The sequence below is a fragment of the Mycetocola sp. genome (genome assembly GCF_046716805.1).
Lineage (GTDB): Bacteria > Actinomycetota > Actinomycetes > Actinomycetales > Microbacteriaceae > Mycetocola_A.
Window position 1 is genome coordinate 1 of record NZ_JBKJWH010000162.1, and the last position, 24,674, is coordinate 24,674.

Sequence of the window (24,674 nt, forward strand, 5' to 3'; positions counted from 1 at the left end):
GCTGGGCGCTCTGCGGATAGCCCTGCGCTTGCTGGGCGCTCTGCGGGTACCCCTGCAGGTGCGGTTGTCCCTGCTGGGCGCCCTGCGGATACGGCTGGCCGTGCGGTGTCGGTGTGGTCATGAGCGCATTCTTCCGGTTCGTTGTCGTTCGGGCGAAGTTGGGGGTTTTCAGCGGGCGCTTGTGGGCGGCCGCGGGTCGACAGCGACGGCGATCGCCGCCTCGAGGTCTCGGAGGGCGTCGGAGAGGGCGACGACGTCGCGTTCTGAGGAGGGAAGGTTCTCGAGAAGGATGCCGCGCACCTCACGGGGGTCCCTGCCGAGCGCCGACGCGACGGCATCGGACACCTCCGAAACGCTCGCATGACGTGACAGGCCGAGCGCGTTGCCGAGCCGTCCGACCGCGCCGATGCGGAGTGCGTCGACCGCGCGGGTGCGCGCCGCACTGCGCTGGTAGAGCCGCGCACGGCCCTCCATGGTTTCGCCGGCCGGCACGGTGACGGGAAGATCCTCGGCGACGAGCGGGCCGAGCCGCCTGCCCCGCCAGAACATGGCCACGAGCACGGTGATCCCCAACAGCGACGTCACCGGGACGAGCCAGGTCGGCGTCAACTCCGCGATCGACGGCGGGCCGGATGCCTCGACATCCGCGATCGAGGGAAGGTACCAGACGAGGCGGTCGGTTCCTCCGAGCAGCCCCAGCCCGAGCGCCGCGTTGCCGTGCAGGATGACGAGATCGTTCGAGAGCAGTTCAGACGGCCCCAGAACCCGGATCGTGTCGGCCCCGTCCGGAATGCTGAGAAGCCCGAAGCCGCCGGTGTCTGCCGGGAAACAGCCGGTGGCGTCGCTGTCGTCGGAGACGGCGAAGGTCGGGCCAGGGCTGATGGTCCCCGCCCGCCCGGCTGCGTCCTGGGTGCAGTCCGCGTCGAGTGCGGTGTCGGGGTTCGCGGGCCCGGCGGCCCTCACGCCGGGGGTGAGGGCCTGGAGGTGCCGGAAGCCGGGGGACAGCAACACCACGTCCCCGGCCTCCCCGGCGAGCTCGGTGAGGCGGTTCCCGGTGAGGTAGCCGGACGGATCGTGGATGGCGAGGGTCGTCCCGGGTTGCGCCGAGGCGGCGAGTGCCTCGTCGAAGCCGTCCGGCAGGATCACGTCGACGCCCTGGTCTCGAAGCACCTCGGCGACGGCTTTCGCTCCGGTGGGTGCGGCACTTGCCGGGTCAAGGAGAAGTCCGCTCGATGCGGCGCCGCGGGTGAGGAGCAGCGTCGCAGCGACGACGATGATGCAGACTCCGGCGACACCAGCCCAGAACAGCCCGCGCCTGGCGACCGTTCTGGCTCGCGGCGTCACCACCCGATCGTCGATGGACAGCGGCGGATCGATGCGTGTCGCTGTACTCATGCGGAACTCCCGGCCCCGACCTGCTCATGCGACACAGGCGATTCCTTTTGCAGGCGGTTGTCGAGCCGCCGCAGCCGGTCGAAGTCGTCTGCCCGGCCGTCCTGGCCGAGGTAGCGGACCCGGTCGAAGACATCCGCCGCTGAGGCGAGATCGTCGGAGGCCTGCGGAAACGTTGACGACGCGCGGGCCGCGAAATCGTGAGCCGTCGTTCCAGGGCTGACAAGAACGATCGTGCGTTCAGCAAGAGCGCGGGCAACCGCGCGGAACTGTTCAAGGACCGCGAGGGTCCAGTTCCCCGCTGAGGCGGCTGCGGCGGCAGCCGAACGGAGTTCGGTCGCCGTGCGGCGGTCGTCGTCACCGAACAAGCCCGTCGCCGGCCGGCTGCGGCGGTTCACCCGGGGCAGTCCCCAGATCAACAGGGCAGCGACGAGGCCGGCGACGACCAGGGCGACGATGGCGACGGGGAGCCAGTCCAGCGGCACGGAGGCGCCGGGCTGGAACAGTCTCATCAGCCAGTCGAAGAACGCCTGACTGAGCTGGTCGAACAGGCTCGGCCGTGCCGCCGCATACTCCGGCTTCGACAGTTCCTCGAGAAGCCAGTTCCGCGCCTCGGGTGCGTCGGGTACGACGGGCACATCGAACCGGGAAACACCGGTCAGGACCATGGAGATCCCGTCGGGGCGCTCCTGCCGCCCTCGCGGACCAGATACGGATCGAGCACGGACGCGTCGCCCGACTGCCGTGCCTCAACGAATCGGATGAGTTCCAGGTCGAGGCCCTCTTTGCGCATCCGCAGGTCGATGTAGATGAACGCAACCGTGGCGGACTGCACCACACTGGTGACGGATGCGACGAGCAACGACACGATGATCAGACCGACATAGAGCAGTGCAGGAGCGATCCAGTCCTCGGCGGTCGACGACGTCGGGTCGATGACACTGATCGCAAGCATGTACAGCAGGCTGATCGGAGTGACGACGACCTGGGAGACGGTGCCGACAATGAACGCGATCAGGTACTGGACGCCGAGGGTTCTCCAGAAGTAGCCGTCGGTGAGCTGCCATGAACGGCGAATCGCCGACACGACGCCCGCGCGCTCGAGCACGATCACGCTGGGAACAATGGACAGTTTGATGCCCAGCCAGACGGCAGCCGCGAGAAGGGCGAGCCCGGCCAGGATGGCGAGGACGACGCCAGCCGCGATGAACCCGCCGCCGAGCGCTACCAGCAACCAGACGACCCCGATGATCAGTGCGACGACGACGGCAACGGCGGCGCCGGCGAGAAGCGTCCAGAGCAGAAGATGGCCGAGCCTTGGCCAGGTGGCTTTCCAGGTCGCCCGCAGGGTGAGCTTCTCGCCGAGGGTGGACCTCGCCGCCTCAGTGACGATGACGCCCTGGAGGAAGACCGTCGCCGCCAGACCGACGAGGAACGGCACGAGCGACGAGAGGATTATTGCCAGGATGCCGCCAGAGGCGACCGCGTCCTGGTCTTCAGGCGCAGCGCTGGTGATCCTGCTGATGACGAAGAAGGTGACGACGCCGACGACGAGCAGGCTGACGAGCACGGTGATCGCCTGGACGAGCAGGGCACTGCCGAAGGTGGCCTTCGGATTGCGTTTGAGGGTGAGGAACGGGGCGCCGAGGAGTGTCCCGAACCCCAGCGGCCGAAGCGGAATGAGCCCCGGTTTGGGGGGAGGCGCCCAGGCTGCGAGCGCGAAGGTGCCCGGGTAGCCGGCCGCTGCCTGGCCCGACGGCGGGTACGGGTTCTGGACGTATGGCACCTGCGGGTAGAACGGGGCGGGCGCCGCGTACTGCTGCGAGTACGGGTTCTGGCCGTATGGCAGTTGTCCGTAGGGTTGCTGCGGCATCGGGGCGGGCGGGACAGGGCCGTAAAATGGCTGGTCGCTTGGCCATTCGCGCGGAGCGGGCTGCGCTGGCACCGGTGCCGCCCTGTCGCGGCGCGGTTCTGTAGCCGAGGAGTCGTGTGCTGACCCACCCGGTTCCTGCCAGTTCTCGTCGTTGGTCACTCCAGCGGCCCCCTCAAGCGTTCGACTTTTCGCGCCTCCTTATCGTGTCACACCAGCCCCACCCTCACCATGAGAGCCGAGGCATCCGTTCCCAGCGGTTCTCGGCCAACTGCCACCGGGTTGCGGCTAATCTGGTGCCAGGTACCGCATGGCAGCGCTTTCCGGGCGCTGCCGGCACATGAATCGAGAACGAGGCGTATGAACGCACGGATCCTGGTGGTCGACGACGACACCGCCCTGGCCGAGATGATCGGCATTGTGCTGCGCACCGAGGGGTTCGAGCCGTTCTTCTGCGCTGACGGCTCCGGGGCGCTCGACGCCTTCCACGAGTCCCGCCCCGACCTGGTACTGCTCGACCTCATGCTGCCCGGTATCGACGGCATCGAAGTGTGCAACAGGATCCGCGGCGAATCCGGTGTGCCGATCATCATGCTCACCGCGAAAACCGACACGGCGGATGTCGTCAAAGGGCTCGAATCCGGGGCTGACGATTACATGGTCAAGCCGTTCAACCCGAAGGAACTCGTCGCCCGGATCCGCACCCGGCTGCGCCCCGCGTCCCCGCAATCGCAGGACTCGCTCTCGATCGGCGACCTCGTCCTCGACGTCGCCGGGCACGAGGTCAAGCGCGGCGAGAAGCGGATCAACCTCACCCCGCTCGAATTCGACCTTCTGCTCACCCTCGCATCGAAACCGCAACAGGTCTTCACCCGCGAGATGCTCCTCGAACAGGTCTGGGGCTACCACTACAAAGCCGACACGCGCCTGGTCAACGTGCACGTGCAGCGCCTGCGCGCCAAGGTCGAGGACGACCCGGACAACCCGCGCATCGTGATGACGGTCCGCGGCGTCGGCTATCGCGCCGGCGCCGGCGCCGCAGTCTGAGGACGCGATCGAGGTGGGACAGGGCGTCTCGGGCATTCGGCTCGAAAACTGGAGGACATGGCCCGCTCGAGCGGTGCGCTCCTGGCGACGCTCGCTGCAGTTCCGGACCATCGTCGTCACCCTCGCGCTGTCACTGTTCGCCCTGCTGGTGTCGAGCTTCTACATGGCCATCACCATCGGCAATGATTTGTTCCAGTCGCGGGTGAGCCAGGTCCAGCAGGACTCGGCCCGTGCGATCGAGTCGGCCCAGAACATCCTCGACTCCTCCAGCGACGCGGGCAGATCGAGCACCCAGGAGCTGATGGGCGCGGCGCGGGAGGAGATTGCCCGCACCTCGTCGAGCACGATGATCGCCGGCTACCGCGCGCCAGGCCAGGAGCCGAGCGCCACCGGCCCCCAGGACTTCGAGAACGTCAGGCTGAAGGACGTCGTCAGCGATGAGCTTCGAAGGCTCGTGCAGAACAACCCCGACGAGCAGTGGTGGCAGTCGGTCTCGCTTCCCGCCGCTGACGGAAACCAGGTGCCCGGGATCGTCGTCGGATCCCAGATCACCCTGCCAGAGGGAAGCCGTTGGGAAATCTACATCGGCTTCGACCTCAGCGACACCGAGCAGACTCTGCTGTTCGTGCAGCGCACCCTTCTCATCGGCGGACTCACGCTGTTGCTCCTCGTGGGGGCGGTGGCCTGGGTGATCGTCCGCCTCGTCGCCAACCCTGTCCGGGTCGCGGCAGAGACAAGTGAACGGCTCGCCAGCGGAGACCTGGAGGTGAGGATTCCGGTGAAGGGTGAGGACGAACTCGCGACACTGGCACGATCGTTCAACCGCATGGCCGACAGCCTTCAATCCCAGATCCGGGAACTCGCCGACCTGTCGCAGGTGCAGCAACGGTTCGTCTCCGACGTGTCGCACGAACTCCGGACGCCACTCACCACCATCCGGCTGGCCGGTGACGTGCTCTACGACCAGCGTTCCGAATTCCCCCCGGCGACGGCTCGGACAGCCGAACTGCTGCACACCCAGACCCAGCGCTTCGAAGTGCTCCTCGCCGACCTGCTCGAGATCAGCCGTTACGACGCCGGCTCCGTGCAACTGGAAGTCGAACCGCACAGCCTCGTCCACCTTGCCGAAGACTCGATCGAGGGGATGACGTCGCTCGCGGAGCAGAAGGGCTCGGACGTCCGGCTTGTCGCCCCAGGCGGCTACTCCGACGTCGAGATCGACCCGCGTCGCATCCGCCGGGTCGTCCGCAACCTGCTCGGTAACGCCATCGAGCATGGCGAAGGCAAGCCGATCGTCGTGACCGTCGACAGCAACGAGCAGGCGGTGGCGTTGTCGGTCCGCGACTACGGGCACGGAATGACCGAGGCCGACGCGCAGCGGGTCTTCGACCGGTTCTGGCGAGCGGACCCGTCCCGCAAACGCACCATCGGCGGGACGGGGCTTGGCCTTGCCATCGCCCTGGAGGACGCACAACTGCACGGTGGCAGCCTCGAGGTGTGGTCGCGGGTCGGAGCCGGGAGCTGCTTCCGCCTCACCCTCCCGCGCGAGCTCGGGGAAGAGGTCACGATCTCGCCCCTCCCGCTGCCCCCGGAGGACGCCGACGGCGAGGCCCACCAGGTGGATGCAGAGGACACCGACAGGGCAGCTGAGATGACGGACGCCGCCCAGCCGGTCGGAACGGATGCCGCCCGAGACGGCAAGGGAGTCGGAGTATGAGGGCACGCACCTGGTCGGCGGCACTCGCCGTCGTCGCCTCCCTGGTTCTCGTCGGTTGCTCGGGCATCCCGCAGTCGGGCGCGCCGCGCATCGGGCAACCGGTACCGGGCGCCGAAGATCCCGAGGTCCAGTTCATCGCGGACAGCCCGCAGGCCGGGGCGAGCCAGGAGGCCATCCTGCGCGGCTTCATCGACGCGGCATCAAGCCCCCGCGAGGACTATGCCACGGCGAGGGAGTTCCTTGCGCCGAAGATCCAGTCGACCTGGGAGCCGGACCTCAACGTCATCGTCGACGAAGCCGCGCAGAGAAGCTACGTCTCTGCCGACGAGGCCTCGATGCAGCTCACCGTCGCGCCCATCGCGGAGGTGAACGCCGAGGGCGAGTACACCGAGTTCAGCATGAGGACGCCCCTCACCCAGGGGTACAGCTTCACAAAGGTCAAGGATGAATGGCGGATCAGCGTCGCGCCGGACCGGGTGATCCTCGACTCTCAACGATTCAACGACGTCTTCGGCTCATACGCCCTCGCGTTCTTCGACCCGTCGTGGAGCTATCTCGTGCCCGATCTGCGCTGGTTCCCGTCGAGAACGTCGACCGGAACACGCATCGTGAAGGCGCTGCTCGACGGCCCGAGCCCGCTCCTCACCGGAGCGGTGGCGACGTCATTCCCGGAGGGAACGACCCTGACGAAAGGGGCGGTGCCCATCGTCGGTGACGTCGCTCAGGTCGACCTCAGCAGTGAAGTCTTCGAGGCCGACGAAATGACCGTACAGCGGATGCAGACTCAGATCGCCGGGAGCCTCACCGGTGTGTCGGCCATCAACTCGGTGAGCGTCACGGTGAACAACAACACCGAGGACATACCCGCCCTCACGGTCACGTCGCCGCGGGCGGATCCGAGGGCGCTCGTGCTTTCTCAGGAAGGCTTCGGGTTTCTCTCCAACGGGGACTCGCTCGAGCGTCTGCCTGGGCTGTCCGATAAGGTCGAGGCACTCTCACCGGACGCTGTCGTCGTCAACGCTGCACACAGCCAGGCAGCCGCGCGCACGGCTGACGGGATCTTCGCCATCCGGGCCTCGGCGGCCGAACCGCTGCGGGTCGACGCCCGCCCCGGTCTCGTCGCGCCATCCCTCGACACGTTCGGCTACATCTGGAGCGTGCCGGCGTCCGCACCGGCATCTCTCGTCGTCTCACGGGCGGACGGATCCCAGGCCGCCGTCCAGACCAGCTGGCCGGAGGCATCCTCGATCCTGTCTCTGGCTGTTTCGCGTGATGGTACCCGGGTTGTCGCCCTCGTTCGAGTCGGGGAAGAGCCGCGCCTGCTCGTCGCCGGCATCCAGCGTGACCGGGAGAACCTGCCGGTGACCCTCGGTGACCCGCAGGTGCTCGCCGTCGGAACCGGCTCCGCGGTCACCACCACCTGGGTCGACGACCTCACCGTCGCAACCCTGACCACCGCTGCCGACGGGTCGACCGAGATCGTGAAGCAGGTCATCGGCGGCCAGTCCGAGCTGTTGCAGGGGCCGGCCGGAGCGGTCTCACTCGTCGCGGGCTCGGGTCTCCGTCAGTTGCGCGCCATCGTCAGCGGTGGCAATCTCACGGCGCTGCGCACCTCGGCGTGGCAGGTCGTCGGGTCGGGGATCTCGTTGATCGCCACCCAACTGGGAAGCCCGGACTAGTCCCTCACCGCGGCTTCCCGAGGCATCCGTTTCCGCCACCGTCCCATTCCGGAACCGTCCGCTGTCGCTGGGAGGGATGCTGGCCGGGTGGATCCCGCTCGACTGATGCTCGCCGCCGCGCGGGAAGCGCTTGCTTCTCTCGTGCCGGTCGCCTGTGTCGGCTGCGGCCTGCCAGACGCCGCAGTCTGCGCCCCGTGCGAGAACCGGATGGCTGCAGACGCCACGCGCAGGGAGATCGAACCGGGCTTCCCGGTGTGGGCGGGAACCGCGTACACGGATGTCGCCCGCCGCGCGATCCTCGCGCTGAAGAACGAGCAGCGCACAGACGCGGCGGCGGCGCTGGCACGGGTTCTCGTGCGCGCGATCTCCGCCTCCGTCCTCGAGCTGTCCGGACTGCCCGAGCCTCCCGGTTCGGTGACTCTCGCGGCGCTGCCGTCGTCCCGGCCCGCGTACCGGCGACGCGGCTACCGGCCGGTCGACTCGGTCGTCGCGAAAACGGGGCTCCGGCTGGAACATCCGCTGGCCTGGCGGCGGCAGCCTGCCGACCAGATCGGGCTCACATTCGAGGAACGGAGAAGCAACCTGAGCGGTTCCCTCCGGCCCCGCGGACCTGTGGACGGGCGGTGCTTTCTGCTCATCGACGACGTCGTCACAACCGGTGCGACGCTCCTCGAATTCCGGCGGGCGCTCGTCGCAGCGGGTGCTTCGGTTCTCGGCGCAGCCGTGATCGCAGCCACTCCGCGGCGGGTACGGCGTGTCGCGGACGAGTTCCATTTTGCTGAGTGACTTATCGGGCGGCCCGGACTACGGTGGGGCTAAAGGCGCGAAAGGACCGCCCTGGATATTGCGGCGGCACGCCTGATCTGGGAGGTTGACGTGGAAACAAACATTGTCGGACAAGGCCTGGGACTCACTGATCGCTTCCGCGATTACGTGGAAGAAAAGTCGGAAAAAATCGCCCATTTGTCGGACCGGGCCCTCGCATTCGAGGTCAAGGTCAGCCGTCACCACGACAAGAGCGGCAAACCCGGCGACGACCGGGTCGAGCTCATGCTCATCGGTCCAGGACCGCTTGTGCGCGCCGAGGCGGCCGGTTCGGACAAATATGTAGCCTTCGATCTGGCAATCGCCAAACTGCTCGAACAGGTGCGACGAGCGAAGGATCGGAAGAAAGTCCTCCGCGGCAAACGTCGAACGTCGCTCCACGCAGCAAGCGCCGCCGGATTCAGCGGTATCGATCTCCAGCCCGCCGACATCGACACGATGGACCGGGTGGCCACCGGCTCTGTTCCGGTTCTCGAGGACGACGCGAAGGACGATGAGGAGTACTGCCCTGTCGTCATCCGGGAGAAGGTGTTTCCCGCCGAGATCATGACCGTCGACGAAGCCGTTGACCGGATGGAGCTCGTTGGGCACCCGTTCTTCCTCTTCGTCGACGCGAAGAACGACCGGCCGAGCGTCGTCTACCGCCGCAAAGGCTGGGACTACGGCGTCATCGGGCTCGGGGATGGGACAGGAGCCGAGCGAAAGCGCGCCTGAGAATCCGAATCCGCTCACGCGGGTGCCCGTCCCGGGCGCCCGCGTGAGCCGTGTTCAGGGGGGATCCACCACGATTCAGGATGCTCTCACCCCGACCCGGACTAACATGGAAACGGTCGTTCGACCGAGAGTCCCTCGACCGTCCCGCGCAGACGGCGCGGCCGCACGTAGGACAACGTGCCCGAGAGCAAAGTGGAGTTCAATACGTGGCCTCAGTACTAGAGAAGGTCCTTCGCCTCGGCGAGGGCCGAGTCATCCGGAAACTTGAGAACATCGCGACGGCAGTCAACTCGCTTGAGGCTGACTTCTCCGACCTCACCGATGAGGAATTGCGCGCAGAAACCGCGGAGCTCCGCGAACGGCACGCCAACGGGGAATCCCTCGACGACCTCATGCCTGAAGCGTTCGCCGCTGTTCGCGAAGCGTCCAAACGGACGCTCGGCCTCCGGCACTTCGACGTCCAGCTGATGGGAGGTGCGGCGCTTCACCTCGGAAACATCGCCGAGATGAAGACCGGTGAAGGAAAGACGCTTGTCGCGACGCTTCCCGCCTACCTGAACGCCATCGCAGGAAAGGGCGTGCACGTCATCACCGTGAACGACTTCCTCGCGACCTACCAGTCCGAACTGATGGGCCGGGTCTTCCGTGCCCTCGGGATGACTACGGGCGTCATCCTTGCCGGCCAGACCCCCGAGCAACGGCGTGAGCAGTACAACGCCGACATCACCTACGGCACCAACAACGAGTTCGGCTTCGACTACCTGCGCGACAACATGGCGTGGCAGTCCAAGGACCTCGTGCAGCGCGGCCACTTCTTCGCGATCGTCGACGAGGTGGACTCGATCCTCATCGACGAGGCGCGCACCCCGCTGATCATTTCCGGCCCGGCGTCAGGGGAGGCGAACCGCTGGTTCGCCGAATTCGCCCGGCTCGCCACCGTGCTCGTCGACGGCGAGGACTACGAGGTCGATGAGAAGAAGCGCACCGTCGGGGTGCTCGAACCGGGGATCGAGAAAGTCGAGGACTACCTGGGCATCGACAACCTCTACGAATCGGCCAACACGCCGCTGATCTCGTTCCTCAACAACTCGATCAAGGCGCGAGCACTCTTCAAAAAGGACAAGGACTACGTCGTCATGAACGGCGAGGTGATGATCGTCGACGAGCACACCGGCCGAATCCTCATGGGCCGGCGCTACAACGAAGGCATCCACCAGGCGATCGAAGCCAAGGAGGGTGTGCAGGTCAAGGCCGAGAACCAGACCCTCGCCACTGTGACGCTGCAGAACTACTTCAGGCTCTACGAGAAGCTGTCGGGCATGACCGGTACGGCCGAGACCGAGGCCGCTGAATTCATGTCGACCTACAAGCTCGGCGTCGTGCCCATCCGTACGAACAAACCGATGCGGCGCATCGACGGAGCCGACCTCGTCTACAAGAACGAAGAAACCAAGTTCGCGCAGGTCGTCGAGGACATCGTCGAACGGCACGAGAAGGGCCAGCCCGTTCTCGTCGGAACGACGAGCGTCGAGAAAAGCGAATACCTCTCCCGTCTCCTCGCGAAGAAGGGCGTCCGCCACGAAGTCCTCAACGCGAAGAACCACGCCCGGGAGGCGGCCATCGTCGCCCAGGCCGGGCGGCTCGGATCCGTCACCGTCGCCACCAACATGGCCGGTCGTGGAACGGACATCATGCTCGGCGGCAACGCCGAATTCCTGGCCGTGCAGGAGATGAACGCGAAAGGGCTCAGCCCTGTCGAGACGCCTGAAGAATACGAAACGGCGTGGGACGATGTGTTCGACGCCGTCAAGGAGAAGGTCAACGAAGAAGCCGAAAAGGTCATCGACGCCGGCGGCCTCTACGTGCTCGGCACCGAGCGGCACGAATCGCGCCGCATCGACAACCAGCTTCGCGGTCGATCGGGTCGGCAGGGTGACCCCGGAGAGAGCCGGTTCTACCTCTCGCTCACCGACGACCTCATGCGCCTGTTCAACTCAGGCGCAGCGGAAGCCCTGATGGGCAAGGGCGGCGTGCCCGACGACATGGCCATCGAATCCAAGTGGGTCAGCCGTGCCATCCAGAGCGCCCAGTCGCAGGTCGAGGCCCGCAACGCCGAGATCCGCAAGAACGTCCTGAAATACGACGACGTGCTCAACCGCCAGCGTGAGGCGATCTACACCGACCGCCGTCACATCCTCGAGGGTGACGACCTGCACGAGCGCACCCAGAAGTTCCTCGAGGACGTCATCGACGAGGTGCTCGACGTGCACATCGGCGAAGGCAACGGCGACGACTGGGACTTCGACGCCCTGTGGGTCGACCTCAAGACGCTGTACCCGATCTCGCTCACCGTCGATGAGGTCGTGGCTGAGGCCGGCCAGAAGGGCCGGATCAACCGGGACTTCATGCGCCGCGAGATCCTGTCGGATGCCCGGCTCGCCTATTCGCGCCGTGAGGAGCAGCTCGGTTCACCCGCGATGCGGGAGCTGGAGCGCCGCGTCGTGCTGCAGGTCATCGACCGCCGCTGGCGCGACCACCTCTACGAGATGGACTACCTCAAGGACGGCATCGGCCTCCGCGCGATGGCACAGCGCGACCCGCTGGTCGAGTACCAGCGCGAGGGCTTCAGCATGTTCCAGCAGATGATGGGGCAGATCCGTGAGGAGTCCGTCGGGTACCTGTTCAACCTCGAGGTCGAGGTGAAGAAGGGCGCAACGGAGGAAGTCACCACGGTCGAGGCCAAGGGGCTCGACCGTCCGGAGGGTACGGACGAGAAGCTCAGTTACTCCGCCGCGAACGAGGGCGGCGAGGTCGAGGTCCGCAACCAGAAGGGGCAGATCGAGAAGGCCGCCACCGTTCGCGCGCAGACGGCATCGGAGGTCGCCGCTGCTCCGCGGACCGGCGCGACGGCCGCCCAGCCGGCGCAGCCGGCCGCGCGCGGAGCGTTCGGCCAGAAGGGCGACGGCCCGACCGGCGCCGGCAACCGCGCAGACCGTCGGGCGCAGGGCAAGAAGAAGTAGAACCCGGTTCTCCCGTTGAAGCGCCGCCCCGACCTGGTTTTCCAGGCCGGGGCGGTGTTTCGTCCACGGGGAGATCCAGTACCCCGCCGCGTCACAGCACCGAGATGGCGGTGGCTCGCCAGCGGTGGTCCATGCCCTCCAGTCGGATCGCCACGGCACGTGACCGGGTGCGCTGGTGCACCATCACCACAGCCTCGACTACTCCGTCGCGAGGCTCGAAGAGGGTGATCCGGCCGATCTTCAGGATCGGGCGCACCGCTTGCAGCCCCTTCACCTGCCTTGCCCGCGCCGAGACAACCTGGCGTTTGAGCAGGTGCTTGTAGACGTCCTCGGAGATCCACCGGGCGAGCTGGTCGAGCTCCCGCGCGCCGGCGAGGACCTCCATCACGCAGCGGGTCAGGTTTTCGAGCAGAGGCTCCGGCGGTGGAAGTTCCTCGGTCGGGGTCCTCTGCCTGCCGAAGAACTGGTCAGGGTCGAAAGGGGCGTGCGCCTGCCCGGCGCTCCGGGCGTTGGGTGCCGGCTCACCGGCGGTCGGGGAGTTCATGCGTGGCTCCGCTGAAGAACGTGCGACGAAAACAACCAGGACGGGGAGGGCACGGCGGCCGGAAGGCCTGTAAGCGCGACGTCGCATCCGCGCGCGACGTCTCACTCGGTGACAGGATGCCTGCTTTCGAGCACACGCATGGCCTGCGTCAGCGATTTCCCCGGTTAAGGGGCCTTTATGTCGAGCTACTTTTCCAGCGCTATGACTCTTTTGTAAACCCCACCTTTCAATCTGTGGATAACTGCGGCGACCGAGTGGAGCGAGTCGCTACTCTCCCATCCATGCGCTGGGACAGCCTTTTTGACGACATCGAAAGCCAGATCGAACACGAGCTGCACGCCGAGGAGCTGGACCGGCGTGCGGAAGACCAGCGGCTTCGACTCGGCCGGCTCACCCTGCGGGACCGCCTTCAGACCTTCTCGGGGAGGAACGGGTCACGAGGCGAGGTCGTCCTCGAACTGGTCACCGGAGCCACGATCATCATCCTTCCGCAGGCGTTCGGGCGCGACTGGCTGTCGGGCGATCTCATCTCGCGGGACGGAGCATCCGACGCCTGTGTCGTCCCGCTGGGCGCGATCACCGGGATGCTGCTCCCGAAGGAGAGCCTGGCGCGGAGTCTCGCGGTGCCGGATCGGGACGAACAGGCTCCGCGCCTCAGCGATCGCATCGGATTGAGCTTCGTGCTGAGGGACCTGTGCAGGCGTCGGGTCTATCTGCGCCTGCACGAGGGGCGGAACGCTGCTGCGGTGCACGGCGGAACGCTCGACCGGGTCGCCGGTGACCACGTCGACCTGGCGGTGCACGAGCCGGATTCGCCGCGCAGGGAACGCAACGTCAGCCACCTGAGAGTCGTACCGTTGACTGCCATCGGACTGATTGTGCTGTGACACTGATCATGCGGTGACACTGATCGTGCGGTAACCCGGGGTCAGGGCTCCTCCGGCCGGCGGATCACGCCGTTCGAGACCTCAGGGAGGCTGGCAAGGTCTGATTCCTGCCAGAGCCCCATCCGCCTGGTCTCCTCGTACTTGTTCTCGATGTACGCCTCGAGGACCGACCGCTCAATGCGCCAGCGGCCGGGGGATCCCACCGAGATCGCCGGGAGCTCGGCTGAGCGCACGAGGTCGATGACGTCTGAGGGGGCGATGTTCAGGATATCCGCCGTGTCGGCCACTGTGAGGAAGCGCCCGACGGAGTCCGAAGAGACCGTATCCATGGATCGATTATTCCGCTCCGGTCTCCCTCCCGAACGGACTGTGGATAACTTTCTCAGCCGAGGCGGGATCTTGGCACGATGGGAACACATCGCCGCCGGCTCGGCGCGCGGTCTCGGTCTGGAGGTTCCATGAAAGGGCGCTTGCGATTGCCCGCCGTCGACCCGCGCGCCGTCGTCGGTGCCGGGCTGATTCTCGCTTCGATCGCAGGGGTGTGGTTCGTCGTCGAAGCCGCCGACCAGTCCAGCCCCGTGTTGGTCGCCGGCTCGACTCTTTCGGTCGGTGACACCATCTCCCAGGACGACCTCGAGGTCGCCCATGTCCGCCTCGACGCAGCGGATACCCGGTACCTCGCCAGCGTCCCGGAGGGGGGACTGGTGGTCACCCGCACGGTCTTCGAAGGCGAGCTGATTCCGCTTTCCGCTGTCAAGGCGGGCGCGCGCGTCCAGGTCAGGGCTGTTGTCGTGGAATCGGCGACGAGGCTCCCCGGCTCGGTGGAGGCAGGCAGCCTCGTCGATGTCTGGGCAGCCGAGCAGCAGGAGGACGGCTCGTTCGCGCCTCCGATCGTGGTGGTGGGCGGTGCAAGCGTCGTTGACGTTCTCGAGCAGCAGGGCCTGGTGACGACCGGCGCCGCGAGCACGGTCGAGATCCTTGTTCCGACGGGAAGCGTCGCGCTCCTTCTCGCCGCGCTCGCCGGCGACAGCGCCATCTCGATCGTTCCAGCCGGTTGACGACATGGCTGACCTTGCCTTCTTCCTCGACCGGGACGATGAGGACCGGCTCGTCGCCGCCTTGGTCGAACGGGGACATCGGGTCGAGGTGAGAATCGGTCCGCTCACCGACCCCGTGCTCGCCGTTTCAGGCGCCACCCCCGACGTGCTGCTGGTGTCCGCTGAGCCTGACCGTCTCAGCCATGCGCTCCTCGCCGGGTGTGACGCGCGTGGCATCCGGGTGATCGCGTTCGCCGCATCCGATACCGCACGGCGAAACGCGGCGGCCCTCGGGCTCTTCGATGTGCTTGACGCCGGTGCATCGATCGATGCGATCGACGACGTCGTCCGCGGGCGCGCGGTGGAGTTCGCCGCTGTGTCCCGGCCGCAACGGTCCGGCGTCGTTCTTGCCGTGTGGGGGCCCGCCGGTGCTCCCGGTCGCACCACCGTTGCAATCAACCTGGCGACGGAGATCGCCGCGGCCGGCAGGACGGTCGCCCTCATCGACGCCGACACCCACAGTGCGTCGATCGCGCCCGTCCTCGGCATGCTCGACGAAGCGCCAGGGTTCGCCGCGGCCTGCCGACTGGCGGGCCAGAACGGACTCAGCCTCGCCGAGCTCGACCGGATCCGGCAGCCGTATTCGGTGCCAGGCGGAACGCTGTCCGTGCTCACCGGCATCCCCCGTGCTTCCCGCTGGCCGGAGATCAGCACGGAACGGGTGAGGCGAACAATCGATGCGTGTCGCGACTGGGCAGACTACGTCGTTCTCGACACCGGTTTCAGCCTGGAGAACGATGAAGAGATTTCGAGTGACTTGTTCGCGCCCCGGCGCAATGCCGCCACACTCGCAGCGTTGCAAGCCGCTGACCGCGTCCTCGCCGTGGGGGCGGCCGATCCGATCGGCCTCGCCCGCTACCTGCGGGCGTACCCGGATCTGCTCGAACTGATCGACGACCGGCCCGTTCTCTCCGTCGTCAACAAGGTGCGGGCCAGCGTTGTCGGACTCAACCCGCATGGGCAGGTGCGGGCCACGTTGCAGCGTTTCGGCGGCATCCAGGATCCCGTGTTGATCCCGGCCGATGACAAGGGCACGGATGCCGCGCTCCTTGCCGGGCGGGCGCTCCGGGATGTGAGTCCGCGGTCGCCGGCGCTCTCGGCGATCTCCCGGCTCGTCGCGGACCGTGTCCTGCCTCCGGTCGTCGCGGCGGCTGGGCGCAAGGCACTCCGGCGGCGACACGTGGCCCGCCCTGTTCGCGCCGGCTGAGGGGCCGGCGCCTGCACTTCGGGGCAGAGGACGCGGCCGTAGACTGGACGGATGTCGACCCTCAGTGACCTCGTCCTCGCCAACGGCCGCTCCACAGACGAGGACGTCGATTGGCTCCACATGCTCGTCGGCGACGCTCAGCTCCTCGCCGACCTGGCGTTCGCCGACATCGTTTTGTGGGTGCCGACCGGCGACGGAAGCTTCATGTCGGTGTCGCACTACCGGCCCTCCAGTGCGGCGACGCTGTTCTACCGGGACTTCGTCGGTCAGCTCATCAAGCCGCAGTGGCGGGCGCAGGTCACCGAAGCGTACGAGTCGGCGCGGATCGTGGACTCCACCGCGCCGGACTGGTATGAGGAAACCCCGACCAGGGTACGTGCGGTGCCCGTGATGCGCCGCCTTGCGTCGACGTCACCGGAAAACGCCTCGGCGCCGGTTGCCGTCCTCACCCGGCACACAAACCTCGGGGAAGCGCGAACGCCCAGCCGCCAGGAACTGACCTTCAACGAATGCGCGAACGACCTCTTCGAGATGGTCGCAACAGGGGACTTCCCCGACCTGTCGGCGCCGACGGGTCCGCGACGCGGCGCGCCGCGAGCATCCGACGGCCTGATCCGTCTCGACGTCGACGGCACCACCACATTCGCCAGCCCGAATGCGCTGTCAGCGTTCAACCGCATGGGGTTCAACGATGAGCTCGAGGGCGAGTCGCTCGCCGAGGTGACGACTCTGATCCTTCCCGGTAAGCAGGTCATCGATGAATCCCTGCCGCTCGTCGTCACCGGCCGCGCTCCGTGGCGCACCGACATCGAAGCTCGAGGAGTGACCGTCTCGCTGCGCGCCATCCCGCTGCGTCACCGAGGTGAGCGCGCAGGGGCGATCGTCCTCTGTCGGGACGTGTCCGAACTTCGACACCAGGAACGCGAACTGATCACGAAGGATGCGACCATCCGAGAGATCCATCACCGGGTGAAGAACAACCTTCAGACGGTGGCCTCACTGCTGCGGATCCAGGGACGCCGCGCCCACACCGACGAGGCCCGTGAGGCGCTGACCCAGGCGATGCGCCGGGTCGCCGCCATCGCCGTCGTCCACGACACGCTCTCCGAAGGACTCACACAGGATGTGAACTTCGATGAGGTCTTCGAGCGGGTGCTCATGCTGATCGCCGAGGTCGCATCCTCACACAACACAACGGTGCACCCGCGCAAGACGGGCGAATTCGGTGTGCTGCCGAGCGCATACGCAACGCCCCTCGCGCTCGCCCTGACCGAGCTCGTCACCAACGCGGTCGAACACGGTCTTGCCGGGCGCAACGGCGAAGTGGAGATCGTCGCCGACCGCTCAGGAGACGAACTGACGGTGCTCGTCCGCGACAACGGGGTCGGGCTGCAGGAAGGCAAAGTCGGAACGGGCCTCGGCACGCAGATCGTGCGCACCCTGATCCAGGGTGAACTGAGCGGCACCATCGACTGGCACACCGTGATGGGTTCAGGCACAGAGGTGACCATCGAAGTTCCGCTGCGCTGGATCTCCCGGTCCTGAGGGCCACGCAAAAAACTCCCGGACGCGAGGACCGGGAGTTTCTTGCGTTTCAGGTCAGGAGGCGCGGCGTGCGCGGGCGGCGCGGCGCTTGAGCGCCCGTCGCTCGTCTTCGGACAGACCGCCCCAGACGCCCGAGTCCTGCCCGGTCTCCAGCGCGTACTGGAGGCAGATCTCGGTCACGGTGCAGCGACCACAAACGGCTTTTGCCTTGTCGATCTGGTCGACTGCCGGCCCTGTGTTGCCTACCGGGAAGAAAAGTTCCGGGTCGGCGGTGAGGCAAGCGGCTTTATCGCGCCAGTCCATGCGGGTGCTCCTTTGAATGAGGGTAAACGACCGATATGGTCGGAAATGAGGGATTGCCGAGCTGAAGAGAGGGCGATCACGAAAAATCGGATCTGCTCACCTCTCTGTGAGCGTCGTACTCGGGCCTCAACAATCGTGACATAGAGCACCGATCAAATCAATAGCTTCGTATGGGATATACCTGTGAATAACTCCGATGAAACAGAACCGACACCTTCGGGCGCTATGATTCCCGCCGACACGCCCGGCGTGCAGGACTCCCTGGCGCTCCGGGTGCTCACCGGGCTCCTGTTCCTGGAGGCGGCGGCCATGATCGTCGTGGTGCTCGTCCTCATCGTGGATACCCTCACCCTGCCAGCGACATCGCTCGCGAGCGCGATCGCTCTGACGGTGATCGCCGCGATCGGAGCGGGCTTCGTATCCGCGGTGGCGATCGGCGCCCTGCGCCGGCAGGGCTGGGTGCGTGGGGGAGCGGTGATCTGGCAGCTGGTTCAGCTTGCCATCGCCGTCGGGGCGTTCCAGGGAACGTTCGCGCAGCCGGCGATCGGGTGGGCGCTCCTCGCCCCGAGCGTGCTCGTCCTGATACTGCTGTTCACTCCGTCGGTGATGGCCGCGATTCGCCGGGACGGAAGCTAGGCGATCGTCAGCTTCTTGCGCAGGGATGCCACATGTCCTGTCGCCTTGACGTTGTACAGCGCCTGCTCGATCTTTCCCTCTTCGTCGATCACGAAGGTGGAGCGAAGCACGCCGGTGATGATTTTTCCGTACGAGTTCTTCTCACCGTAGGCGCCGTAGGCGTGATGTACGGCGAGGTCTCTGTCGCTGAGGAGCGGAAAAGTCAGGGCGTCCCGTTCCTCGAAGGTCTTGAGGGTGGCCGGGTCATCCTTCGAGATGCCGAGGACGCGGTACCCGGCGCCCTGCAGCGAACCGAGGCTGTCACGGAAGTCGCACGCCTGGGTGGTGCACCCCGGCGTCATGGCGGCCGGGTAGAAGTACAGGATCACCTTCGAGCCGGCGAAGTCCGCCAGCGAGACGGACTCGCCGTCGGCGTTCAGGAGGGTGAAGGTGGGGGCCTGGTCGCCTGCGGCGAGTCGCGCGTCTGTCATGCCTTCAGCCTAGGCGAGGTCAGTACTGGGTCGGCTTCATGAACGTGGCGAGGAGACGTTGAAGCGAATCCAGCCTCGCAGCACCTGTGCCGCCGAGTTCCCCGGCCTCCACCGCTTCGACGATGGCGCAGTCCGGCGCGTCCGGCAGGTGCGTGCAGCCCCTCGGGCAGTGCTCAGCCACCTCGCCCAGGTCGCTGAAGGCGCGCAGGATGTTCGCCGGGTCGATGTGGCCGAGCCCGAACGACCGGACGCCTGGCGTGTCGATGACCCAGCCTGTTCCTCCGTCGCCCTCGACGCGGTACGACACCGTCGACGACGAGGTATGCCGCCCACGCCCGGTGACGGCGTTGACATGCCCTGTTGCGCGTTGTGCGCTGGGGACGATGGCGTTGACGAGGGTGGACTTACCCACCCCGGAGTGGCCGACGAAGACCGTGTCGTGGCCCACAAGCGCTGCGGTGATCTCGACCAGCGGCATCCGATCGGTTGAGCTGGTGAACACCTGAAGGTCCAGTCCGGCGAAATTGTGCAGGAAGCCGCTCGGATCGGCGAGGTCGGTCTTGGTGATGCAGAGAATCGGGCGGATGCCCGCGTCGAGTGCGGCGATCAGGTAGCGGTCGACGAGACGCTCGCGTGGCTCGGGGTCGGCGGCGGCGACGACGACGAACATCTGGTCGGCGTTCGCGACGATGACCCGTTCGACCTCGTCCGTGTCGTCGGCGCTTCGGCGGAGCAGCGTCGTGCGGGGAACGATTCCGACGATGCGGGCGAGGCTGCCCTCGTCGCCGGAGAGGTCGCCGACGACGCGGACGCGGTCGCCGTTGACGACAGCCTGTTTGCGGAGCTCTGAGGCGCGGGAAGCGGTGATCCGCCGTTCGTTCTTCGTGCCCTCATCGAGGAGCACGGTGTACCGGCCGCGGTCAACGGCGAGGACGCGGGCGGTCTGGGCGTCGTTGTGCTCCGGCCTCGTCTTCGTCCGCGGTCGGTTGCCCTTGCGGTTCGGGCGCACCCGGATGCTCGACTCGTCGAACTCAGGTTCGTCGTCGGCGTCGTCGGTGTCCCACCAGCTCATCCGAGGACGGCCCCTGAGACCATCGTCGTCCACAGTTCGGGGAACTGGGGCAGCGTTTTCGCGGTCGTCGCGATGTTCTCGATGACAATGCCGGGAACGACGAGGCCGAGGATCGCGCCCGTCGTGGCCATCCGGTGATCGTGATAGCTGAGCCAGGTGCCGCCGGTGAGCGGCTGCGGCTCGATGTGCAGGCCGTCCTCCAGTTCGGTGACCTTGCCGCCGAGCTTGTTGATCTCGGTCGCGAGGGCGGCGAGCCGGTCGGTCTCGTGGTGTCGGATGTGACCGATCCCGGTGAGAGTCGACGGGGAGTCGGCCAGCGCAGCGATCGCGGTGAGCGCCGGGGCAAGTTCTCCAGCCGTCGTGAGGTCGAGGTTCACCCCGGGAATCGTCGTCCCTCCGGTCACGGTGAGGCGGTTGCCCTCCAGGGCGACAGTGGCGCCGAACCGGGGGAGCAGTTCGAGAAGCTCCGCCCCGACCTGGGTCGTTTCGGCCGGCCATCCGGGGATCGTCACCGTCCCGCGGGTGACGAGAGCTGCGGCGAGGAAGGAAGCGGCGTTGGAAAGATCGGGTTCGATGTCGACGTCCCTCCCGGCGATGGTGCCCGGCTCGACACGCCAGACCCCGACCGAGGGCGACGTGACGCGGATGCCGCGTTCGGCGAGGGCGGCGATGGTCATGTCGATGTGGGGAAGGCTCGGCAGTCGCGCGCCGGAGTGGGTCAGGGTGAGGCCGTCGTCGAACCGGGCGGCGGCGAGGAGAAGGCCGGAGACGAACTGGCTCGAGCTGGAGGCGTCGATGGTGAGTTCCCCTCCACCGACCCGTCCTGTGCCGTGGACGGTGAACGGAAGCGAGCCGCGTCCGTCGTCGTTGATGTCAACGCCGAGGGCTTTGAGCGACGAGATCATGGTGCCCATCGGGCGTCCCCGTGCGGCGGCGTCGGCGTCGAACGTCGTCGGGCCGAGCGCGAGGGCCGCGACCGGGGGAACGAACCGCATCACAGTGCCGGCCAGCCCGCAGTCCACCGTGGTCGAACCGGTCAGTTCGCCGGGGGTGACCAGCCAGTCCGGACCGAAGCTGCCCGTGGCATCCGTTTCGGTGATCGTCGCGCCCAGCGCTTTCAGCGCGTCGACCATGTTCTGGCTGTCACGGGAGTGCAGGGGAGAGCGAAGGAGCGAGGGGGAATCGGCGAGGGCCGCGAGGACGAGTTCACGATTGGTCAGCGACTTGGACCCGGGCAGGGACACGGTGGCGACGATTGGGCCCGCGGCGACAGGCGCAGCCCAGGACCCGTCGTCGGCCGGCTGGTGCCGGTCGCCGTAGATGTCGAACTCCGGTGCGGAATATTTTGACTCAAGCATTGTTCCTCTAATCTAACGGCGATTCGCCGAGAAAGGGCGTCCACGGGTGGTAACAGCAGTGCTTGATCGCGCCATGGCGTACGTCCCGGCCGTAGACTGGCCGGTGATGAGCACCGTCGATGAAACCCTCCCTCCCGAGCCGGAGAACGATCCGCGCGCCTTGTTCGAAGAACAGGCGCTGCCGTTCATCGACCAGCTTTACGGCGCCGCCATGCGGATGACCAAGAACCCGTCCGACGCGCAGGACCTCGTTCAGGAGACCTTCGTCAAGGCGTATGCGGCATTCGGCCAGTTCACCCAGGGGACGAACCTCAAGGCCTGGCTGTACCGCATCCTCACGAACACGTACATCAACATCTATCGCAAAAAACAACGTGAGCCGTACCAGGGCACGATCGACGACCTCGAGGACTGGCAGCTCGGCGGTGCTGAATCGAGGACCGCTTCAGCGTCACGGTCGGCTGAGGCCGAAGCCATCGACCGGATGCCAGACAGTGCGGTGAAGGATGCCCTCCAGGTGATCCCGGAGGACTTCCGACTTGCGGTCTACCTGGCGGACGTCGAAGGCTTCGCCTACCAGGAGATCGCCGACATCATGAAATCACCCATCGGGACCGTCATGAGCCGTCTGCATCGTGGCAGGCGAATGCTGAGGGACCTGTTGGCCGACTACGCCCAGGAGCGCGGTATCGATACCGGCCGGGCTGGAGCAAAGAAATGACCGATTGCGGATGCGATAAAGCCAAGCGTGACCTGGAGGAGTACCTCCGTAACGAGGTGTGCTCGACGAACTCGGCCGATATTCGTGAGCACCTCGAGCATTGTGCATCATGCCAGGAAGAGGCACTGCTCGCCCGGACCCTCACCGAAGCCGTGCAGCGTGCCTGCAAGGAGACCGCGCCTGTGGACCTCAAGCTCCAGGTGATGGCGAAGCTGCGGGCGGCCCAGGCGACGCACTAGTCGCCTTTTCACACACTCCGGACGGTTTCCCCCGGCGCACCGGGTGAAACGAGCCGATCCGGGTGAATCGGTGCCACCAATCGTCAAACTTTCGATTCACGCGCCGAGGTGCCCCCGCGCCGTAACCTCGGGGATGTGATCGAAACCCCTGCCCCCGTCCGGACTTCGCGAGTGCCCACCTGGCTGCGTGTGCTTCTCCCCGTCGCCCTCATCCTCATCTGGTTCGGGCTGTTCGGTGCCGGCGGCGCCAGTTTCGGGCAGATCAGCTCGGTGAGCACCAACGACCAGTCCCAGCAGTTGCCGGCGAGCGCCGAGGCGACGAGGGTGCAGGAACTCCAGGCGGAGTTCACGAGCGACGAGGTGATCCCCGCCCTCGTCGTGTACGAGCGGGACGGCGGGCTCACCGACGCCGACCTGGCCCGGATCGACGACGACATCGCGAACTTCGGGAAGCTGGATGGCGTCCTGGCCGACGACAGCTCACCGGCGATCCTCTCCGATGACGGCGAGGCCGCCGAGGTGGTGATGGTCCTCGACACCGACGTGAAGACCGCGGACACCGTCGAGCTGCTCCGCGGCGTGCTGGAGGAGAACGGCGTCGACGGGCTGACCACCGCGATCACCGGTCCAGCCGGCCTGACCGCCGACCTCACCGGCGCGTTCGCCGGAATCGACGGGCTGCTTCTCCTTGTCGCCCTCGGCGCCGTCTTCGTGATCCTCGTCGTCGTGTACCGGTCGCCGCTCCTGCCGGTGCTTGTCCTCTTTTCGAGCCTTTCGGCCCTGTGCGCCGCGATCCTCGTGGTCGTTCAGCTGGCCAGGGCCGACCTCATCCTGCTGAGCGGCCAGACCCAGGGGATCCTCTTCATCCTTGTGATCGGTGCCGCAACGGACTACTCGCTCTTGTACATCGCCCGTTTCCGGGAAACGCTCGCTGCCCAGTCGACGAAGTGGGCGGCCACCTGGGCTGCGCTCAAGGGCTCGTGGGAGCCGATCCTCGCGTCAGGCGGCACCGTCATCGCCGCGCTGATGCTGTTGCTCTTCTCGGACCTGAACTCGAACAAGGCACTCGGCCCCGTGGCATCCATCGGCATCGTCTTCGCGCTGCTCGCCTCGCTCACCCTGCTCCCTGCGCTCCTGTACTGGGCAGGCCCGGTCGCGTTCTGGCCGGTGCGCCCGAAAGCGCTGCCGGAGGACGACAGCCCCATCGGTGAGACCAGGAACGGTCTGTGGCCGAAGCTCGCCCGCCTCGTGCAGAAACGTCCCCGCGTGATCTGGGTCTCGAGCGTGCTGCTCCTCGCTGTCCTGTCGCTCGGCGTCTTCCAGCTCAAAGCTGACGGCGTCGCGGCGAGCGAATTCGTCCTGGGCGAGTCGCAGGCGCGAGACGGTCAGGCCGTACTCGCCGACCACTTCCCGGCCGGTTCCGGATCCCCGACGGTGATCCTCGCCCCGGAGGGCGAACTCGACGCCGTCTCCGAGATCGTGCTCGGCACTGACGGGGTCGACTTCCTCACCGTCCTCTCCGAGGACTCGCCGTCCGGTTCGCTTCCCGTGACCGACGACGGCGTTCAGCCGCTCGGACCACCCGGGACCCCGGTTCCGGGCCCCACGGTCGTCGACGGCACCGTCCTGCTGCAGGCGACCCTGACGGATGCCAGCGACTCGGCAGGCGCTGAGGACGTCGTCGTTTCGCTGCGCGAGGCACTCGACGACATCTCAACGCCGTCGGAGCCGGTCCTCGTCGGAGGGACGACAGCCATCGCGCTCGACTCCAACACGACAGCCATCCACGACCGCAACCTGCTGATCCCGCTGATCCTCGGTGCGATCGCCCTCATCCTCATGCTGTTGCTCCGGTCGGTCGTCGCACCGCTCGTGCTCATCGCCAGCGTCGTGCTCTCGTTCGGCGCCGCCCTCGGCGTCTCGGCATGGGTGTTCAACGGAATTCTCGACTTCCCCGGCGCTGACCCGTCCGTTCCGCTGTTCGGGTTCGTGTTTCTCGTCGCCCTCGGGGTGGATTACAACATCTTCCTGATGACGAGGGTCCGCGAGGAGTCAGTCAGGCACGGAACGAAGCAGGGCATCCTCCGGGGACTCGCGGTCACCGGCGGCGTGATCACCTCAGCGGGCCTCGTCCTCGCTGCGACATTCGCCGCGCTCGGTGTGCTCCCGATCCTGTTCCTGCTCCAGATCGCGTTCATCGTCGCATTCGGTGTGCTGCTCGACACCTTCCTTGTGCGGACACTGCTCGTGCCGGCGCTGAGTTACGACATCGGCCGGGCCATCTGGTGGCCGAGCCACTTGTCGCGTGGCATCCACACATCGGGGGCGACC

General features: G+C 66.8%; 23 protein-coding genes. 14 read left to right on the top strand and 9 right to left on the bottom strand.

Annotated elements, in window-relative coordinates; translation table 11 throughout:
• Positions 1 to 168 precede the first annotated feature (168 nt).
• From ACLQ62_RS13235 to ACLQ62_RS13245, 3 genes are read right to left on the bottom strand one after another with little or no spacing between them, the layout of a single operon-like run.
• Positions 169 to 1,395 carry a DUF4350 domain-containing protein gene (locus ACLQ62_RS13235; RefSeq protein WP_411722104.1) on the bottom strand — a complete coding sequence of 409 codons (1,227 nt, stop codon included), beginning with the start codon at positions 1,393 to 1,395 and terminating at the stop codon, positions 169 to 171.
• Positions 1,392 to 2,060 (bottom strand): DUF4129 domain-containing protein, encoded by a 669-nt coding sequence (locus ACLQ62_RS13240; RefSeq protein WP_411722105.1) that lies wholly within the window; start codon positions 2,058 to 2,060, stop codon positions 1,392 to 1,394. The genes ACLQ62_RS13235 and ACLQ62_RS13240 overlap by 4 nt, the downstream gene beginning before the upstream one ends.
• Positions 2,051 to 3,265: a glycerophosphoryl diester phosphodiesterase membrane domain-containing protein gene (locus ACLQ62_RS13245; RefSeq protein WP_411722106.1), complete on the bottom strand. Its 1,215-nt coding sequence runs from the start codon at positions 3,263 to 3,265 to the stop codon at positions 2,051 to 2,053. Before ACLQ62_RS13245 ends, ACLQ62_RS13240 begins: the two co-directional genes overlap by 10 nt.
• A gap of 357 nt (positions 3,266 to 3,622) precedes the next feature.
• On the opposite strand from ACLQ62_RS13245, the gene mtrA reads away from it, so the two are divergent.
• The 6 genes from mtrA to secA all read left to right on the top strand — a co-directional run bounded on the left by mtrA (position 3,623) and on the right by secA (position 12,264).
• Positions 3,623 to 4,309 carry an MtrAB system response regulator MtrA gene (gene mtrA / locus ACLQ62_RS13250; protein ID WP_411722107.1) on the top strand — a complete coding sequence of 229 codons (687 nt, stop codon included), beginning with the start codon at positions 3,623 to 3,625 and terminating at the stop codon, positions 4,307 to 4,309.
• A 73-nt stretch (positions 4,310 to 4,382) separates the two neighbouring features.
• Positions 4,383 to 6,026 (top strand): MtrAB system histidine kinase MtrB, encoded by a 1,644-nt coding sequence (mtrB, locus tag ACLQ62_RS13255; protein WP_411722108.1) that lies wholly within the window; start codon positions 4,383 to 4,385, stop codon positions 6,024 to 6,026.
• On the top strand, positions 6,023 to 7,705 hold the full coding sequence (locus ACLQ62_RS13260; protein WP_411722109.1) for a GerMN domain-containing protein: 1,683 nt from the start codon (positions 6,023 to 6,025) through the stop codon (positions 7,703 to 7,705). The genes mtrB and ACLQ62_RS13260 overlap by 4 nt, the downstream gene beginning before the upstream one ends.
• An 87-nt stretch (positions 7,706 to 7,792) precedes the next feature.
• Positions 7,793 to 8,491: a ComF family protein gene (locus ACLQ62_RS13265; protein WP_411722110.1), complete on the top strand. Its 699-nt coding sequence runs from the start codon at positions 7,793 to 7,795 to the stop codon at positions 8,489 to 8,491.
• Between the two features lie 90 nt (positions 8,492 to 8,581).
• Positions 8,582 to 9,244: a ribosome hibernation-promoting factor, HPF/YfiA family gene (gene hpf / locus ACLQ62_RS13270; RefSeq protein WP_411722111.1), complete on the top strand. Its 663-nt coding sequence runs from the start codon at positions 8,582 to 8,584 to the stop codon at positions 9,242 to 9,244.
• Positions 9,245 to 9,450: 206 nt separating this feature from the next.
• On the top strand, positions 9,451 to 12,264 hold the full coding sequence (gene secA, locus ACLQ62_RS13275; protein ID WP_411722112.1) for a preprotein translocase subunit SecA: 2,814 nt from the start codon (positions 9,451 to 9,453) through the stop codon (positions 12,262 to 12,264).
• 91 nt (positions 12,265 to 12,355) lie between these two features.
• Here secA and ACLQ62_RS13280 read toward each other — a convergent pair whose 3' ends face one another.
• Positions 12,356 to 12,808, bottom strand: a complete 453-nt coding sequence (locus tag ACLQ62_RS13280; RefSeq protein WP_411722113.1) for an Rv3235 family protein — start codon at positions 12,806 to 12,808, stop codon at positions 12,356 to 12,358.
• A 281-nt stretch (positions 12,809 to 13,089) separates the two neighbouring features.
• Between ACLQ62_RS13280 and ACLQ62_RS13285 the strand changes: the two genes are divergently transcribed.
• Positions 13,090 to 13,695: a hypothetical protein gene (locus tag ACLQ62_RS13285; protein ID WP_411722114.1), complete on the top strand. Its 606-nt coding sequence runs from the start codon at positions 13,090 to 13,092 to the stop codon at positions 13,693 to 13,695.
• A gap of 41 nt (positions 13,696 to 13,736) precedes the next feature.
• Here ACLQ62_RS13285 and ACLQ62_RS13290 read toward each other — a convergent pair whose 3' ends face one another.
• Positions 13,737 to 14,024, bottom strand: a complete 288-nt coding sequence (locus tag ACLQ62_RS13290) for a helix-turn-helix domain-containing protein (protein ID WP_411722115.1) — start codon at positions 14,022 to 14,024, stop codon at positions 13,737 to 13,739.
• Between the two features lie 141 nt (positions 14,025 to 14,165).
• Between ACLQ62_RS13290 and ACLQ62_RS13295 the strand changes: the two genes are divergently transcribed.
• From ACLQ62_RS13295 to ACLQ62_RS13305, 3 genes are read left to right on the top strand one after another with little or no spacing between them, the layout of a single operon-like run.
• A complete protein-coding gene (locus ACLQ62_RS13295; RefSeq protein ID WP_411722116.1) occupies positions 14,166 to 14,753 on the top strand; it encodes an SAF domain-containing protein in 588 nt (195 codons plus the stop codon).
• A 4-nt stretch (positions 14,754 to 14,757) separates the two neighbouring features.
• On the top strand, positions 14,758 to 15,999 hold the full coding sequence (locus ACLQ62_RS13300; protein WP_411722117.1) for a CpaE family protein: 1,242 nt from the start codon (positions 14,758 to 14,760) through the stop codon (positions 15,997 to 15,999).
• A 51-nt stretch (positions 16,000 to 16,050) separates the two neighbouring features.
• Positions 16,051 to 17,544 (top strand): sensor histidine kinase, encoded by a 1,494-nt coding sequence (locus ACLQ62_RS13305; protein WP_411722118.1) that lies wholly within the window; start codon positions 16,051 to 16,053, stop codon positions 17,542 to 17,544.
• Between the two features lie 54 nt (positions 17,545 to 17,598).
• Here the strand turns inward: ACLQ62_RS13305 and ACLQ62_RS13310 are convergent, their stop codons facing one another.
• On the bottom strand, positions 17,599 to 17,847 hold the full coding sequence (locus ACLQ62_RS13310; RefSeq protein ID WP_090711166.1) for a WhiB family transcriptional regulator: 249 nt from the start codon (positions 17,845 to 17,847) through the stop codon (positions 17,599 to 17,601).
• A gap of 183 nt (positions 17,848 to 18,030) precedes the next feature.
• Between ACLQ62_RS13310 and ACLQ62_RS13315 the strand changes: the two genes are divergently transcribed.
• On the top strand, positions 18,031 to 18,483 hold the full coding sequence (locus ACLQ62_RS13315; RefSeq protein ID WP_411722119.1) for a hypothetical protein: 453 nt from the start codon (positions 18,031 to 18,033) through the stop codon (positions 18,481 to 18,483).
• Here ACLQ62_RS13315 and bcp read toward each other — a convergent pair.
• From bcp to aroA, 3 genes are read right to left on the bottom strand one after another with little or no spacing between them, the layout of a single operon-like run.
• Entirely contained in the window at positions 18,480 to 18,953 is a 474-nt protein-coding gene (bcp, locus tag ACLQ62_RS13320) for a thioredoxin-dependent thiol peroxidase (protein ID WP_411722120.1), read from the bottom strand. The two genes, ACLQ62_RS13315 and bcp, sit on opposite strands and share 4 nt — an antisense overlap.
• 19 nt (positions 18,954 to 18,972) lie before the next feature.
• On the bottom strand, positions 18,973 to 20,025 hold the full coding sequence (gene rsgA, locus ACLQ62_RS13325; protein ID WP_411722121.1) for a ribosome small subunit-dependent GTPase A: 1,053 nt from the start codon (positions 20,023 to 20,025) through the stop codon (positions 18,973 to 18,975).
• The gene (gene aroA, locus ACLQ62_RS13330; protein WP_411722122.1) at positions 20,022 to 21,383 is read right to left on the bottom strand and encodes a 3-phosphoshikimate 1-carboxyvinyltransferase; all 1,362 of its coding nucleotides are present in this window, start codon (positions 21,381 to 21,383) and stop codon (positions 20,022 to 20,024) included. The genes rsgA and aroA overlap by 4 nt, the downstream gene beginning before the upstream one ends.
• Before the next feature lie 106 nt (positions 21,384 to 21,489).
• On the opposite strand from aroA, the gene ACLQ62_RS13335 reads away from it, so the two are divergent.
• The 3 genes from ACLQ62_RS13335 to ACLQ62_RS13345 form a co-directional block, all read left to right on the top strand.
• Positions 21,490 to 22,104, top strand: a complete 615-nt coding sequence (locus ACLQ62_RS13335) for a sigma-70 family RNA polymerase sigma factor (RefSeq protein WP_411722123.1) — start codon at positions 21,490 to 21,492, stop codon at positions 22,102 to 22,104.
• Complete coding sequence (locus tag ACLQ62_RS13340) at positions 22,101 to 22,343, top strand: zf-HC2 domain-containing protein (RefSeq protein ID WP_411722124.1); 243 nt, start codon at positions 22,101 to 22,103, stop codon at positions 22,341 to 22,343. The genes ACLQ62_RS13335 and ACLQ62_RS13340 overlap by 4 nt, the downstream gene beginning before the upstream one ends.
• A gap of 135 nt (positions 22,344 to 22,478) precedes the next feature.
• Positions 22,479 to 24,674 (top strand): MMPL family transporter (locus ACLQ62_RS13345; RefSeq protein WP_411722125.1); only part of this gene is annotated, 2,196 nt, incomplete at its 3' end.

Bases quoted from the DNA above. Each gene is read 5' to 3' on its own strand.
- ACLQ62_RS13235 (WP_411722104.1), bottom strand. From the start codon at position 1,395: ATGAGTACAGCGACACGCATCGATCCGCCGCTGTCCATCGACGATCGG.
- ACLQ62_RS13240 (WP_411722105.1), bottom strand. From the start codon at position 2,060: ATGGTCCTGACCGGTGTTTCCCGGTTCGATGTGCCCGTCGTACCCGAC.
- ACLQ62_RS13245 (WP_411722106.1), bottom strand. From the start codon at position 3,265: ATGCCGCAGCAACCCTACGGACAACTGCCATACGGCCAGAACCCGTAC.
- mtrA (WP_411722107.1), top strand. From the start codon at position 3,623: ATGAACGCACGGATCCTGGTGGTCGACGACGACACCGCCCTGGCCGAG.
- ACLQ62_RS13260 (WP_411722109.1), top strand. From the start codon at position 6,023: ATGAGGGCACGCACCTGGTCGGCGGCACTCGCCGTCGTCGCCTCCCTG.
- ACLQ62_RS13280 (WP_411722113.1), bottom strand. From the start codon at position 12,808: ATGAACTCCCCGACCGCCGGTGAGCCGGCACCCAACGCCCGGAGCGCC.
- ACLQ62_RS13285 (WP_411722114.1), top strand. From the start codon at position 13,090: ATGCGCTGGGACAGCCTTTTTGACGACATCGAAAGCCAGATCGAACAC.
- ACLQ62_RS13290 (WP_411722115.1), bottom strand. From the start codon at position 14,024: ATGGATACGGTCTCTTCGGACTCCGTCGGGCGCTTCCTCACAGTGGCC.
- ACLQ62_RS13300 (WP_411722117.1), top strand. From the start codon at position 14,758: ATGGCTGACCTTGCCTTCTTCCTCGACCGGGACGATGAGGACCGGCTC.
- ACLQ62_RS13305 (WP_411722118.1), top strand. From the start codon at position 16,051: ATGTCGACCCTCAGTGACCTCGTCCTCGCCAACGGCCGCTCCACAGAC.
- ACLQ62_RS13310 (WP_090711166.1), bottom strand. From the start codon at position 17,847: ATGGACTGGCGCGATAAAGCCGCTTGCCTCACCGCCGACCCGGAACTT.
- bcp (WP_411722120.1), bottom strand. From the start codon at position 18,953: ATGACAGACGCGCGACTCGCCGCAGGCGACCAGGCCCCCACCTTCACC.
- rsgA (WP_411722121.1), bottom strand. From the start codon at position 20,025: ATGAGCTGGTGGGACACCGACGACGCCGACGACGAACCTGAGTTCGAC.
- aroA (WP_411722122.1), bottom strand. From the start codon at position 21,383: ATGCTTGAGTCAAAATATTCCGCACCGGAGTTCGACATCTACGGCGAC.
- ACLQ62_RS13335 (WP_411722123.1), top strand. From the start codon at position 21,490: ATGAGCACCGTCGATGAAACCCTCCCTCCCGAGCCGGAGAACGATCCG.
- ACLQ62_RS13340 (WP_411722124.1), top strand. From the start codon at position 22,101: ATGACCGATTGCGGATGCGATAAAGCCAAGCGTGACCTGGAGGAGTAC.